8 protein-coding genes are annotated in these 15,966 nt (G+C 45.4%); 7 read left to right on the top strand and 1 reads right to left on the bottom strand.

Annotation, left to right across the window (positions count from 1 at the left end):
* Nucleotides 1-30 precede the first annotated feature (30 nt).
* A complete protein-coding gene (locus tag BQ7489_RS13460; protein ID WP_162617812.1) occupies nt 31-2,124 on the top strand; it encodes a hypothetical protein in 2,094 nt (697 codons plus the stop codon).
* A gap of 99 nt (nt 2,125-2,223) precedes the next feature.
* Here the strand turns inward: BQ7489_RS13460 and upp are convergent, their stop codons facing one another.
* Nucleotides 2,224-2,877, bottom strand: coding sequence for a uracil phosphoribosyltransferase (upp, locus tag BQ7489_RS13465; protein ID WP_072531418.1), 654 nt, complete (start codon nt 2,875-2,877; stop codon nt 2,224-2,226).
* Between the two features lie 366 nt (nt 2,878-3,243).
* Between upp and pckA the strand changes: the two genes are divergently transcribed.
* From pckA to BQ7489_RS13495, 6 genes are all read left to right on the top strand, one after another.
* On the top strand, nt 3,244-4,848 hold the full coding sequence (gene pckA, locus BQ7489_RS13470) for a phosphoenolpyruvate carboxykinase (ATP) (protein WP_072531419.1): 1,605 nt from the start codon (nt 3,244-3,246) through the stop codon (nt 4,846-4,848).
* Between the two features lie 268 nt (nt 4,849-5,116).
* The gene (locus tag BQ7489_RS13475; protein ID WP_072531420.1) at nt 5,117-8,380 is read left to right on the top strand and encodes a SusC/RagA family TonB-linked outer membrane protein; all 3,264 of its coding nucleotides are present in this window, start codon (nt 5,117-5,119) and stop codon (nt 8,378-8,380) included.
* A gap of 61 nt (nt 8,381-8,441) precedes the next feature.
* The gene (nanU, locus tag BQ7489_RS13480) at nt 8,442-9,950 is read left to right on the top strand and encodes a SusD family outer membrane lipoprotein NanU (RefSeq protein WP_072531421.1); all 1,509 of its coding nucleotides are present in this window, start codon (nt 8,442-8,444) and stop codon (nt 9,948-9,950) included.
* Nucleotides 9,951-10,051: 101 nt separating this feature from the next.
* Nucleotides 10,052-10,702: a nitroreductase family protein gene (locus BQ7489_RS13485; RefSeq protein ID WP_072531422.1), complete on the top strand. Its 651-nt coding sequence runs from the start codon at nt 10,052-10,054 to the stop codon at nt 10,700-10,702.
* Between the two features lie 260 nt (nt 10,703-10,962).
* A complete protein-coding gene (locus tag BQ7489_RS13490; protein WP_083580614.1) occupies nt 10,963-14,127 on the top strand; it encodes a SusC/RagA family TonB-linked outer membrane protein in 3,165 nt (1,054 codons plus the stop codon).
* A 17-nt stretch (nt 14,128-14,144) separates the two neighbouring features.
* A complete protein-coding gene (locus BQ7489_RS13495) occupies nt 14,145-15,959 on the top strand; it encodes a RagB/SusD family nutrient uptake outer membrane protein (protein ID WP_072531424.1) in 1,815 nt (604 codons plus the stop codon).
* Nucleotides 15,960-15,966 lie beyond the last annotated feature (7 nt).

The raw sequence follows: 15,966 nt of genomic DNA on the forward strand, positions 1-15,966 counted from the left end.
TTGGTCTCTAAAATTTGTGCTATATGCAATATGATGAAGCTTGGCGGAATTTTAATTATAGCCATGTTTTGGGGTGCTTGTAGTCGTGATGAAGTTCCGGACCGGCAAGAGAATCCTCTTGGTTCTGTTTCAGATTCAGTGTCAGAAACGGTTTCTCCGGATTACTTGCCCATTGACTGGGATTATACCAAAATTCAATCGATGGATTTGAATACCGGAGAATTCTCTTTGCGTTTTGACGGAGGTAAAATTCCGGATTTCCGTGACAATGTTTCACTTGTTGTTCTTCAGACCGATACTTCGGCCTATTTACGGCGTGTCATACATACACAAGTGGACGGAAGTGTGGCTACTTTACAGACCATTGAGGCGACCATGGAAGAGCTGTTTCATGATACCGAATTTACATTGGTTATCGGTGATGACAATGTTTCAAGGCTGGTTTCTTCGGATAATGTAATCACTCCTGCCAGAATTGTCGAAGTCTATGAAGACAATAGCTATAAGGTGGTTTATGATAAGGACCAGTCAAGAGCAGAGTATATAAAAATAGATCCTGAAATTCCAATCTCTTTGTTTTATATAGATCGTAGCGGGCAGTCATTAAATATGGAGTTCGGTAATATATCTGTGACAAACCTTTCATTGGAGGCCGAGCAGTATGTTCATTCATTGACAAGTACACTATTGATGCATGTCGGGTTCGGACCTGCTGTAAATACAAAGAAGATAACTGAAAAATATAAGGCAAAAGTAAGTGACATTGAGGATTTCAATTGCAGGATGTCATTGGATCTTTTAAGTCGGACCCGTTTGAAGCTATCCGCCTCACACTCATTCAAGAAGAAGGGTGAGGTGGAACTACAGGCACCCATTTATTTGTTCTATACCTTCATGATCGGTACGGTCCCCGTTTTCTTTACGGAGAACGTAAAATTGAAGGCGGCGTATGAATTTGGGGTAGAAGGTAATTTTTCCTCCACTGTCGGTTATGAAGTGGACGGTAACTTTACCATGGGGCTGGAATATGAAAAAGGAAAGAAGATAACCTCTTACACCGACCATAGTTTTTCATCTGGTTTTTATCCGTTTGAATTCAAGTTGGATAGTCCTTCTCTCTATTCCAAATTATCCATCTATCCGGAAATCACATTGAAAATATATGGTACCATCGGACCTAAATTTGCAATTGTTCCATATGCCGAGAGCCGGTTGTTTTCAGGTTATGTTATTCCTCAGTTCAACGGCTGGTCCAATCAGTTCAATTTGGGGTTGGATATGCAGTTGGGAGGAGAAATCACTTTTCTTGGCCTGAAGGGGGAAATTGGTGTAAGCAAGCAGATAGCCAGTAAGGAAGTATACCGTGCCCCTAAGTTTATCAGGTTGTCCAGTCCTGCTGACGGTACAGAAGTGGAATTAGGGAAACCGGTCATGGTAGAATTTTCTGTAACCGGCGAACGGACTCCTTTGCTTTCTCCTGTAGGAAAAGAAGAGCCGGTGATGATGGCCTTAGTTCATTTTAAAAGTACCGGTGGAACGGTTGTCGGTAAGGAATATGCAATGACCGATAGCAATGGGAAGGTGCGGATAGAATGGATTCCTATGGAAAAGGGCGCTTCATTGTCGGCTGTTATACTTGATCAGGACGGAACAGAATTGGATAGGGCTACATTTACTCCTGTGCAAGACGAGGAGGGAAATGCATCGATTGTGGGAACATGGGAAAGGGTAAAGACGGAAGTGAAGATGATATATGAGGGGAAACTCCTTTATACGTTATCCAGTTCTCCTTCGGATTATGGCTACCGTGATTTTTGGGTGCTTCGTGAAGACGGAACCATTGACGGTTATGATACCGATGCCGTTGGCTGGCCTTATGGCACATATACATTTGCCGATGGAATTTTGAATGTCCATTATTTGAATGATTCGGGAAGTGATGAAAATACTGCTGTAATAAAGCTGACAAATTCGGAACTGGTAGTTCGGAATGTAGCGGAAGATACGGAAACGCACTGGACTTGGAAGATAGCTACAACTTATTATATACGTATAACAGACCAGGACTTGATAGATAGAATAGATCAGGCAACCAAAAGGAACCCGGCCAAATGGTGGAAATAGCAGTTGGGATAATGACTTGCTTCTGAATATAAATAAATTATAATCTCTCATCTGTAAAGCATGGCTGGCAATGTTCCATTTCATTGCCGCCATGTTTTTTTATTCTTTTTCTCCGTAGCAAAGGTCTCCGGCATCGCCCAGTCCCGGAACGATGTATGAATGGGCGTTCAGCTCCGGATCGATGGTGCCGCACCAGACGGTGGTTTTGTCGGCCGGGAATACCGCCTGTATGTGCCTGATGGCCTGTTCGCTTGCGATGACCGAAGCAATATGGATGTGTGCCGGTTCTCCTTTCGTCAACAGGGCCTTGTAGGCCAGTTCCATGGAACCTCCGGTGGCCAGCATCGGGTCGGTTATAATCAGGATCTTGTTATCCAGACGGGGAGAAGCGATATATTCGATATGTATGTCGAAATTATCTTCATCGATGTATTTCCGGTAGGCCGATACGAAAGCGTTTTCGGCATGGTCGAAATAGTTGATGAATCCCCTGTGAAGCGGCAGTCCGGCACGGAGAATCGTAGCGATGACCGGTTGTTCGGCCGGTACGTTTTCGGTCGCTATGTCTAGAGGAGTCTGTATCCGGACCGGCTTGTACGGCAGTTCACGGCTGATTTCGTATGCCATGATTTCACCGATGCGTTCAATGTTGCGGCGGAACCTCAGGCTGTCCTTCTGTACGTTGACATCACGGATTTCTGCCAGGTATTGGTTCAGGATAGTGTTGGTCTTGCTGAAATCGGTTGTTCTCATAAAATATTATTTCTGAATATCGGTTGCAAAAATAATTGTTTTTTATTTTCTGTGGAAGTAATGACTCTGACTTCTTGCTATAAGTTCCTAGATTAATGCGTGATAAAGAAGGTTTTGCACCTGACAATTTGCTGTGGCCGAAAAGAAACCGGGTATAGTTGCAATGTCGAAATTGCAGATATGTTACACAAGTATAAATCTTTTCATTATTACGGATATTTTTCTCTAATAACTATTTTAATTAAAAATAAACTGCTATTTTTGTAGCGCTAAAAACAAGGATGATGTTGAAAAGCATATTTTTAACAAAAACGAAAGAAATTAGAGAAAAGCATTTGATATAATAACAATTAATCATTTGAAACAATGGCAAATTTAGATCTTACTAAGTACGGTATCACTGGTACCACAGAAATTTTGCACAATCCGTCATACGACGTATTGTTCGCTGAAGAAACTAAAGCTGGTCTGGAAGGTTATGAAAAAGGCCAGGTAACTGAACTGGGTGCAGTAAACGTAATGACTGGTATCTACACCGGTCGTTCTCCTAAAGATAAATTCTTGGTAAAAGACGCTACAAGTGAAAATACTGTATGGTGGACTTCTGAAGAATACAAAAACGATAACAAACCTGTAACTACAGAAACTTGGAACGCTTTGAAAGCTTTGGCTTCTAAAGAACTTTCTAACAAGAAGCTGTATGTAGTTGATGGTTATTGCGGTGCTAACGAAGCTACTCGTCTGAGAGTTCGTTTCATCATGGAAGTTGCATGGCAGGCTCACTTCGTAACTAACATGTTCATCCGTCCTTCTAAAGAAGAACTGGAATCATTCGAACCTGATTTCGTTGTTTACAACGCTTCTAAGGCTAAAGTTGAAAACTACAAGGAACTGGGTCTGAACTCAGAAACAGCTGTTGTATTCAACCTGACTACTAAGGAACAGGTTATCCTGAACACTTGGTACGGTGGTGAAATGAAGAAAGGTATGTTCTCTATGATGAACTACTTCAACCCGTTGCGTGGTATCGCTTCTATGCACTGTTCTGCTAACACAGACAAGGAAGGCAAGAGCTCAGCTATCTTCTTCGGTCTGTCTGGTACAGGTAAGACAACTTTGTCTACTGACCCGAAACGTCTGTTGATCGGTGATGACGAACACGGATGGGATAACGAAGGTGTATTCAACTACGAAGGTGGTTGCTACGCTAAGGTTATCAACCTGGATAAGGAATCAGAACCTGATATCTACAACGCCATCAAGCGTGACGCTTTGCTGGAAAACGTTACTGTAGATGCTAACGGTAAGATTGACTTCGCTGATAAGAGCGTAACTGAAAACACTCGTGTTTCTTATCCTATCTACCACATCAACAACATCGTTAAACCGGTTTCTAAAGGTCCTCACGCAAAACAAGTTATCTTCTTGTCTGCTGATGCATTCGGTGTATTGCCTCCAGTATCTATCCTGAACGAAGAACAGGCTCAGTACTACTTCCTGTCAGGATTTACTGCTAAGTTGGCTGGTACAGAACGTGGTATCACTGAACCGACTCCGACATTCTCTGCTTGCTTCGGTGCTGCTTTCTTGTCATTGCACCCGACTAAATATGCAGAAGAGCTGGTTAAGAAGATGAAGATGACTGGTGCTAAGGCATACTTGGTTAACACTGGTTGGAACGGAACTGGCAAACGTATTTCTATCCGTGATACTCGTGGTATCATCGATGCTATCTTGGATGGTTCTATCGAAAAAGCTCCTACTAAGACTATTCCTTACTTCGACTTCGTTGTTCCGACTGAATTGCCGGGTGTTGATCCGAAGATCTTGGATCCGCGTGACACTTACGACTGCGCTTGCAAGTGGGAAGAAAAAGCTAAAGACTTGGCTGCCCGCTTCATCAAGAACTTCGCTAAGTTCACTGGTAACGAAGCTGGTAAAGCTTTGGTTGCTGCTGGTCCGAAATTGTAATTCAGACTTACAAAATCTTAAATATGAAAGCGGTTTCCTTCGGGGAACCGCTTTTTTTGTTGTCAGTCTGTAATGGCCTTCAACCGTGATTGTTAGGCTTCTTATTATTTTTTCACTGAAAAAAGTTAAAAAAATGTATCACGGCATTAATAAAAGGTCTAATTTTGTCCCCGATTTTAACATGGCTTCTTTGACTGTAATACCATAATGGGGATTGGGTAGATAACAGTACATGAATTAAATGATTGAGACAGTTAATATATAATTTATGAAAAGAAGTTTGTTTTTGATTCTGTGTCTGTTTTCACTTCAGCTGATGGCGCAGAATCTTATCGTTAAAGGAGTTGTCCTTGATACAACGGGTGAACCTGTAATAGGGGCCACCATATTGGAAAAAGGGACTGATAACGGCACAATTACTAATCTTGACGGAAACTTTTCTCTTAATGTAGCCAAGGGGAAACAGATTGAAGTCAGTTATGTGGGTTTTGTATCGCAGACGGTAAGTGTGGTGAACGACCAGTTTCTGCGTATTGTTCTGAAAGAGGATACGGAAACCCTGGACGAAGTGGTGGTAGTAGGTTATGGCGTGAAGCAGAAACGGTCGACTATGACGACTGCCATTTCAAAGATGGACGACAAGGTTTTGCGTAACGCGGCAATCTCGAATGCGGCACAGGCCCTGCAGGGAACGGTTAGTGGTCTGCGCGTCACCAATACTTCGGGTGCTCCGGGCAGTTCGCCTACCATTGTGTTGCGTGGTGGAGCCAGTATTGAAGGGGCCGGTTCACCGTTGGTTGTAGTGGACGGTGTAGTACGCTCGCTGCAGGACATCAATCCTTCGGACATCGAATCAATCCAGGTCCTTAAAGATGCCGCTTCTACTGCCATTTACGGAGCGCGTGCCAACAATGGTGTAATTCTGGTCCAGACACGTAAAGGTAAGGCCGGTCATACGCAGGTATCCTATAAGTTTAAGGGTGGTATGAACTTTGCCCGTATGGGATACGATTATATGGATGCCGAAAACTATATTCGTTACGGCCGTCTGGGACGTGTATATTCGGGCGGAAGCGTCAGCGATATCGACAATACCCGTGGATACGGTGCTTTGTATGGGGCCAATAACCCCGACCAGTATTCCATCCGTTACCTTGATGGAAACGAGAATCTGCTGCAGGAGGGATGGAAACAGATGACGGATCCTGTAACAGGTCGGCAACTGGTCTTTAAAGATTACGGAACGACTCTCCGTGACGAGGTCTATGCAGATCCGGCTTTTACACAAGATCATTACCTTAGCTTCAACGGAGGAAACGACCGTGGAACTTTTTCTTCTTCTCTCGGTTATTATACGGAAGACGGTACGGTAAAGGGTACGGACTATCGACGTTTCAGCGCTACCTTGAACGGCAGCTATAAGGTACTGCCTATCCTTACGGTAAAGGCCGGACTGAATTTCTCTACTTCTACTGCTCCTGAGCTGTATTACGATGATATGGCCGATCTGTTTGAACGTATGCAGAGTATGGAGCCTACCTGGAGACCTTTCTTCGACGACGGCTCTCCGAACTACGGTTACGGGAAACGAGACGGAAATCCGCTGTATTGGTTGGACAAGCTGACCAACAAGAACAACACACGCCGTACGACTTTGAACATTGGAGCCGATCTGGAGCTGGTCAAGAACAAGCTTTACCTGCGCGAGAACAGCTCTGTCTATTATGACGATTATACCAAAGAAACGTTCGATAAGGAATACCGTGACTATTGGAGCGTGAATACCGAGCGGTACGCTTCATATCAGTATGACCGTACTATCCAGCAACAGCACAGTGTACAGCTGGAGTATACGGATACATTCAAGAGTGCACATAACTTCTCGGCCATGCTCGGAGGAGAATATTTCGAAAATCAGTATACCCAGTTCAAAGGGACAGGACGTAATGCTTCTTTCGATGATATACCTACACTGAACGCATCGAGTCCGGACGACATGACAGCATATTCGTATCGTGAAGGATACCGGATCTCCTCGTTCTTCGGTCGTGTGACATACGATTACAAACGTCGCTATCTGTTTACGGCAGTAGCACGTTATGACGGAATTTCGAAACTGTCGGATAACCGCTGGGGATTCTTTCCGGGAGTATCTGCCGGATGGAATATCCATGAAGAGGATTTTTTCAAGGACAGCAAGATATCCGATGTCATATCTACATTGAAACCGCGTGTTTCTTATGGTATCAACGGTAATGTGAACGGTATTAATGACTATGATGTCTATGGTCTGTACGGACAGGCTTCGAATACCCATCCGTATAATGGGGTGACAGGTATCCTGAATACAACGGTCATGAATTCGCAGCTGCGTTGGGAGAAGAGTAAGTCGTTTGAGGCCGGTCTGGATCTGGGATTCATGAACAACCGTTTCAATCTGATCTTGGATTACTATAACCGTACCACGTCCGATCTTCTTACGGATGTCAATCTGCCCGGATATACCGGTTTTGATTCCTTCAAGACCAATCTGGGTTCCTTGCGCAACAGTGGATTTGAAGTGGAAGGAACTCTGAATCTTATTTCTCATCCGAAAGGATTCAACTGGGATGTGTCCTTCAATGCATCGTATGTATTCAACAAGATTATCAAATTGCCTGAGAACGGGAACGAGAATAACCGTCAGGGAGGTTCACAGGTCTGGGATCCCGAACAGCAGAAAGTTGTTTGGGTAGGTGGTTATCAGGAAGGACATACCTTGGGCGATATCTATGCCTACCGCCAGGTAAAGGTGCTTCGTGATGAAAACGAAGTACAGCAGCTGGCCGGTAACCGGATGGATATGATAGCCGGACTGTACGGACCGAATGTGAGCGAGGCCGACCGTGAAAAATACGGCTTGACCAAACCGATCGAGCCGGGGGATGTGTTATGGGATGATTTGAACAACGATGGGATTATCGACCAGCTGGACCGTGTGAAGGTAGGTAATATCTACCCGAAATGGACGGGAGGTTTCTCTACTACACTTTCCTATAAGAATGTGTCGCTTTACGGACGTTTCGATTTTGCTGTAGGACATACCATCCTGAATATGGTGGCTATGCGTTCTATCGGGCAGTCGGTAGGTTTTAAGAACATCATATCCGACGGATTGAAGTGCTGGACACCTGAAAATCCGGATACCGATATGCCGAAATCTTATTATGACGATTCATCGAATAAGAAGAACCTGTACCGTGATACGAAGGGCAGTGACATTACCAGTATAGACAACCGAAGTTCACGTTTCTATGAGAAGGGCGATTATCTGGCATTGCGTGAACTGACATTAAGCTGGCAGCTTCCGCAGAAATGGATCTCAAAGGCATTCATGACTTCCGCCTCGCTTTATGTTACAGGGCAGAACCTCTTTTATATAACCGGTTACAGCGGCACTTCACCCGAGGCCCCGCTTGTTTATCCGGGTGTAGATACAGGCCGTTATCCTACGCCGCGTACGGTGATTCTGGGAGTATCAGTTTCTTTCTGACAGAGGCTGAGCGGGATTTTAACAGAACTGTGTCAAAAAACTAATTAAAAAGATTACTCAAATGAAACGTTATATAAAAATGCCGTTCCTTTGCCTGCTGCTGGGAGGAACACTTGCAAGCTGTCTGGATATGGATCCGGTAAGCAGCATTACCGATGAGAACATGTGGAAGAATGAAGGTCATTTCCTTTCTTTCGATTACGGGCTGCATAGCCGTTTGCGTGATGTCGATGCCCAGAACCTGTTTATTTTGGGTGAACTCCGTTCGGACATTTATAATGAAGGGATCGGATGGACAGGCGAGAGTAACAAGGCGGAAGAAATTACATCGAACACCTTGTCGGAAGAACGCCCGGGACTGTCTAATTTTGCCGGTCTCTATTTCAACATCAACCAGATCAACCTGTTCATTCTGCGTACGACCGAAACCAATGTGTTGACACAGGCCGACAAGGCTTATTATTTGGGTCAGGCATACGGTCTGAGAGCTTTCTATTATTTCCATTTGTTGCGTTCTTGGGGAAACGTTGTCTGGAATGCCGATGCCAGTCTGGGATTTGAAGTCGGAAATCTGGCACGCCCGGCAACCGATGCGGCCACTGTCATGGAATATATCAAGCAGGATATCGCTTCGTCTGAAACGGCTTTCGGCGATGACTATTCGTTCCGTGACGGACGTTGCTTGTGGTCGAAAGCTGCGACCCTGACGCTGAAGGCGGAAGTTTATCTATGGTCTGCCAGACAGATGAATGGCGGACAGGCTGATGCCCGTACAGCACTGGATGCCCTTGATGATATCCGGAGCCATATTTCCCGCGCCGATCTGAATCTGCTGCCGGATTTCTCTTCTGTATTCGATTACGATAACAAGGGAAACACCGAGATTATCTTCTCTCTGCATAACAGTCATAACGAGGCTACCTTGTTCAATGAAGGCTGGCGCAATAATATGGTGCCTCAGAAGAATACCTTGAGTTCTTATGTTGATGCCGACGGACAACCCATTGACCTGAATTTTAACGGGAACGTGTATTATCCGTTGCGGATTGATCTATATGATAGCTTTGATGCCGCCGATACCCGGCGTGACGCGACTTTATATCCTGTTTATGAAGCGAAAGACGGTCATACGGAATATGTAGGATGTTTTGCCTATAAATACAGGGGTATGACGCCTGACGGTGCTTCATACCGTGAATTCTGCGATGATTATCCTATCTACCGTTATGCCGACATATTGTTGCTTTCGGCCGAGGCAAAGTCCTTGCTGGGTGAGGATCCGGCCGAAGATATCAATGCAATCCGGAGCCGTGCCTATGGTGAGGCATACAATGAATCCAGAGCCTATCCGCATGCCGAGGGCGACAATGACGGAATTGATGAAGTGCTTTTGCGTGAACGTTTGCGTGAATTCATGTTCGAAGGCAAACGCTGGTATGACCTGCTCCGTTTCGGTAAGGAATATGTCATGAAATACAGTTCACTGGTCAATGAGAACCATCTGTTGTGGCCGATTGATTCCGGAACGTTGACCGATAATACGGCACTTGTCCAGACTTCGGGATATTGACGGGTTTGTATTGGTGAACCGATATTTTTGTTTATCTTGCAGACCGAAAGGTATGGGAAATGCCTGAACGGAATAGAATGTTAAACTTAAATGGAAAAATTATGAAGTATTGGAAACAGTTGACAGCCGTATTGATGTTTGTCCCGTTGGTAGCGTGTAGCGGGGGCAACCAGTCGAAGGTAAGCGCTGAGCCGGAACCGGAAGCTACCGACAGTGTGAATCAGGTGATAGAAACGATCATGACCCGCCGGAGTGTACGTCAGTACAAGCCACAGGCTGTAGAGCGTGAAAAGATGCAGGTCATCGTTGATTGCGGCATCAATGCACCGAATGCCATGAACCGGCAGCCATGGGAGGTTCGTGTGGTGGACAATCCCGAATTTATCAATGGAGTGACCGAACTATATAAGAAAGCAAATCCGAAGGCAGCCGAAGACCCTTCTTTCAAGAATATGTTCCGCAATGCGCCTACGGTAGTGTTTATCGGGAAGGACAGCAGTTCATCATCTGCCGATCTGGACTGCGGTCTGCTGTGCGAAAACATGATCCTTGCGGGCTGGTCAATGGGTATCGGCAGTTGTTGCTTGGGTAGCCCCGCCCGTTTCATGAAGACTCCGGAGGCAGCCGAATACCTGAAGAAACTGGGCTTCAGTGAAGGTTATGAGCTGTTGCTTTGTATCGGTTTCGGTTATCCGGATGAGGCTCCTGCAGCCAAACCGCGTGAGGCACAGAAAGTGAAGTTTGTGGAATAATTTTTCGGATATAATTTAGCAGGAATGATCCCTGGCAGTTTCATGTTAATGGAGGCTGTCAGGGATTTTTTTTTGGTTTGACAGAGGGAAGACCGATAGAAAGATGGCAGAAAAATCTTTCTTTGAGGAGGATAAAATTGACATCGTCAGATTTGATACCCTTGGGATATAGATTTATCCTCCAGTGTTTCCATATATGATGATACATTTGAGGTAGACGTTAGTTAGTCTTTCATTAACCTTTAAAATCTATTGTATTTATGGGAAACATTGTCCTAAATTTATTGGAACACCTTAAAGCGAAGCGATTCGTCTTATTGGGGTGCATGTTATGGAGTGTATTATGTGTGCTGGCCCAGACCAAGACTGTTACAGGAACTGTGACAGACGTGAACGGTGAGCCTATCATCGGGGCGAATGTCCTGGAAAAAGGGACTACAAATGGTATCATTACTGATTTGGACGGAAATTTTTCGCTGAAGGTTTCTCCTTCGGCTGTGTTGCAGATCACTTATCTGGGATATGTTGCCCAGGATGTGCCTGTTGCAGGAAAAGAGACAGTAAAAGTCGTATTGAAAGAAGATAACCAGGTTATAGAAGAGGTAGTTGTAGTAGGTTATGGAACCCAGAAGAAAGCCGATTTGACTTCTGCCATTTCAACCTTGAGTCCGAAAGAAGTATTGAAAGCTCCCGGTGGCATTGAAAGTGCCTTACAGGGAAATATTGCGGGTGTCAATGTTTCGGGTGGTAAGATCCGTATCCGTGGTACCAGTTCCATTACGGGTAATACAGATCCCTTGTGGGTAGTCGACGGGGTTATCGGCGGAGAAGTTCCGAATGATGATGAAATAGAATCTATCCAGGTCCTGAAGGATGCCGCTTCCGCAGCCATTTATGGTGTACGTGGTGCCAACGGTGTGATTCTGGTAACGACCAAGCGGGGAACTACCGGTGCTCCGCGCATCAGCTTCAATACCTATGTCGGGACAGGAACTCCTGCTAAGAAGCTGAAAACATTGAATGCGTATGAGTATGCTGTATATGCCAATGAACTTTTCTATAATGCGGCAACACCGGAAGCGCGGGCCGATGGTAGCTGGAGCCAGAATGTACCGGCCAATAACGCAAATCCGAGTAATCCTATGGCGAATACCAACTGGTGGGATGAATATTTCTTCAATAATTTCTACCAGAAGTACGACCTTTCTGTCAGTGGAGGTGGCGAACATTTCAATTATCGTTTAGGTACTACCTATACTTACGACAAGAAGTATGATGTTGACCGGAACAACCGTTCCCAGAACATTTATGCATATATACAGGGAACGAAGGGGCGTTTCTCCTATGGTGGACGTGTACAGTTAGGGTATACAAACAACCATAATACGGCATCGGGCTCTTTGCAGAATATCCTTCAGCTTCCTCCTAACGAACCGGTGTATGATGCGGCCAACGAAGACATCAACGGTGGTTATTATCAGACAGGTATGGGAGATGGTCTGGATATTCCGAACCAGGTATTCTTTATCCAGGAAGACCGGAACCATACGAAGTCGTACAGAGGCATTACCAATGTCTTCGGCGAAATCAAGCTTTTCAGCTGGCTGAAGTTCAAGGCTTCTTATACATATTCTTTCTACACATCGAATTATGAACGTTTCCGTCCGCGTTTTGTTCTGGCCAGCGGTGGCGGTGGAGGTTCCCAGGACTATAATCTGCTGGAAACGACGAACAGCGGAAACTCACGCGAACAGTTGGAAGGTCTGTTTACATTCGACAAATCATTCAATGAACATTCGTTGTCGGGGGTATTGGGTGTCGCTACTGAAAAATATTCTACATACAGTAAAGGATTTTCCGGACGTAGTCAGGAAAAGACCGATTTTGGTGTAGAAAACGTTTTCCAGGATAATGTTTCAGCATCCGGTACAAGAAGTGATGAGGCTTATTTCTCATATCTGGCCCGTTTGATGTATACTTATCGTGACCGTTATATGTTTACTGCCAATTTCCGTGCCGACAAGAGCTCGAAGTTTGCAGAGGGAAACCGGTGGGGATATTTCCCTTCATTCTCTATAGGATGGCGTATGAGTGAAGAGCCTTGGATGAAAGAGGCTACAGGCAGTTGGCTGGAGAACCTGAAGCTGAGAGCAACTTTGGGATGGATCGGTAGTGCCGGTGGAGTAGGAAATTACGCCTACCAGTCGGTTGTTGACATTGTCGGGTACAGTTATTCATTCGGTCCGCAGACTGATAACATGGGCGACAGCAGTGTTCCGGCTCCGCGGCCTTCATCAATTGCAAACCGTGATTTGAGTTGGGAGACTACACGTGATATGGGCGTAGGATTCGATATGACTCTGTTGCAGAACCGTCTGTCCATTACCTTCGACTATTATAACCGGAGTGTATACGACATGTTGCTGGATGTACAGCTTCCTTCTTCTGTGGGAGCAGGTTCGTCTATGGTCATGAATGTTGGAAGCATGCGCAACTGGGGTATCGAACTTCAGGCCAGCTGGAGAGACAAGATCGGTAATGTAACTTATACCGTAGCTCCCAATTTCTCATTTTACCGGAATAAGGTTACAAGCCTGGGTTCTGCCGAATCACTCATGGGAGGCTTCCTTGACCAGTTGGGAACCAATGTTACCAAGACCGTGGTAGGCCAGCCGGTTGCACAGTTCTGGGGATTTGAAACGGCAGGACTTTTCCAGAGTGATGAAGAGGCCATGAATTATGTAAACGAGCAGGGTGAACGCCTGCAACCTAATGCCGCAGCCGGTGACCTGAAGTTTGTAGACAGAAATCATGACGGTAAAATTTCGGAAGAGGACAAGACCTTTATCGGTTCTTCCATTCCTTCTGTTTCTGTAGGCTTGAATCTGAGTGCAGCCTATAAGGGTTTCGATCTGTCTATGCTTTTCCAGGGTGATTTGGGTATTGACGTATATAACAACTATAAATCTTCTTTGCTGGCAGGTAAGGCATTGCATAACCAGTTGGCCGATATCAAGGACTGTTTCCGTGCCGAAGAGATTACCTTTACTACGGCAGGCGGTGAGACCATTACGTTGCCGGAAAACAGGGATACTTCCATTCCGCGTGTTATCCAGGGTGACCCGAACCAGAACTCTACCCGTGTAAGCGATTTCTTTGTAGAAGACGCTTCCTATATCCGTTGTAATAACATTACCTTGGGTTATACGTTCCCTCAGCCTCTTCTTACCCGGTTCGGAATCGAGAATTTGCGTATCTATGCCGGAATCAAGAATCCGTTTACCATTACAGGATACTCAATGCTGGATCCGCAGGTTCCGAATGGTGGTGCTACCTTGGATAGAGGAGTGGACGGACGTTTCTATACCTTTGTAGGTTATTACAGCCAACGTGAGTATTTTGCAGGTTTACAATTAACATTCTAATTTTAAAGTCTATTATTATGAAACGATTTATATATTCGGCATTGTTTGCCTTGGGCTTTGTTCCGGTGCTTGAATCTTGCCAGCCTCAGATGGATTATCTTAATCCGGAATCAGAAGTCATTGATACTTATTACGCTTCTCAGGAACATCTGATCTATGCGGTAAATGCGGCTTATAATATTCCTCAGATCCTGCAATCGTGGGGACGGAATATGCCTTATATCCTGAACACCCGCAGTGATGAGGCGTTGTATACGTTCAAGGCTGCGGCCGGTGACCCGACTGTTGTCGAACTGTCCGGCTATACGGTGACGGCAGCTCATGGTCTGACTTCCGAAATCTATTCCAATCTTTATACATTGCAGTATACAGCCAATCTGGCTCTGGAAAAACTGGAAGAATATAAGGATCTGTTTGATATGAACAAAGCAGAAGATAAGGCATTATACGACCGCTTGCGCGGTGAAGCCTATTTCTTCCGTGGATTCAGCCGTTTTTATCTGGTCTTCCTTTTTGGCGATGAGATTCCCGACCGTAGCTATACAGCGAAAGATCTGAACGACTATTATGCTTTCCCTGCCGAAAAGGGTGTCATTTACCAGAATATGGTACAGGACTTTAAGGATGCGGCATCTTTGCTTCCTAGCAGGACCGTTCTGTATCAGAATGAAGAAAACTGGGGACGTGTGACGAAGGGTACGGCTCAGGTATTCCTGGCAAAAGCTTATATGGGACGTCCTATTCTGGACGGGACAGCAGAAGCCGGTTCTGCCGACTGGAGTGCGGCTAAGGCTGTACTGGAAGAAGTGGTGACTTCGGGCGATTATGATCTGGTGGAAAATTATCGGGACAATTCTTCCGAAGCCAATGAAAATAACATTGAGTCTCTGTATGAAATTCAGTTCAACAAGAGTCTGGACGCTTCCGTTGCGATGTCTTTGGATGTAAAAGACTTCGGACAGAATAGCTGGAGACAGGTGTGTATGACGCTTCCTGATCCTATCGGCTGGTGGAATGCCATGCCTTCCTTGAGCCTGTATAACGAATTCGAACGTGACGAGAACGGAAAGATCATCGACCCTAGAGCATACCTGGGACTCTGGATTCCGGATGGAGCGACATATCAATATACCGGTAAGATTGGAGACAAGAACTACGAAGCTCAAAGACTCACTTATGAAGAGATGTTCGGCGGGCAGGATCCGGCATGGTTGGGCAAATGGTTTGGTACCCGGAAGTTCGGTTGTGATGACAATACGGTTATGGATATGCAGCGTAGCGGTTCCAATGAACGTGTGTTACGTTATGCCGACGCTTTGTTGATGTATGCCGAATGTTGCCTGGAAACAGGCGATGAGGCTACGGCTTTAGCCTATATAAATAAAGTGCGTGACCGTGCGAACAATCGGATACAGGACCAGTCGGGAGCCGATGCCGGGATGTTTTATGTAACGGAAGGAGGTCATCTCCCGAAAGCGGAGGAGGTGATTGCAGCTGCTCCTGTCTTGGGTAAGGTTGTCGACAAGAACGGACAGGTAGTTTCTCCGGGTGTGCAGATAAATACGGTACGACGTATGTTGAAACATGAATATTCGGTAGAACTGTTCATGGAAGGCTGGCGCTTTTTCAATCTGATGCGTTGGTATAACAATCCGAATGATCCGGACCATAATACAGTATTGGATTGTCTGGTCAACAAATGCAAGGTACAGATAGAACAGACCGGTCTGGTAGGAGCTGTTCCTTTCGATTATAAGAAACATCTCCGTCTGCCTATTCCTTCTGTAGAGTTGCAGAACAACCCGAATATGCACGGGAATCAGGCGAACTGATATGGGA

Source organism: Bacteroides ilei, from assembly GCF_900128495.1.
Lineage (GTDB): Bacteria > Bacteroidota > Bacteroidia > Bacteroidales > Bacteroidaceae > Phocaeicola > Phocaeicola ilei.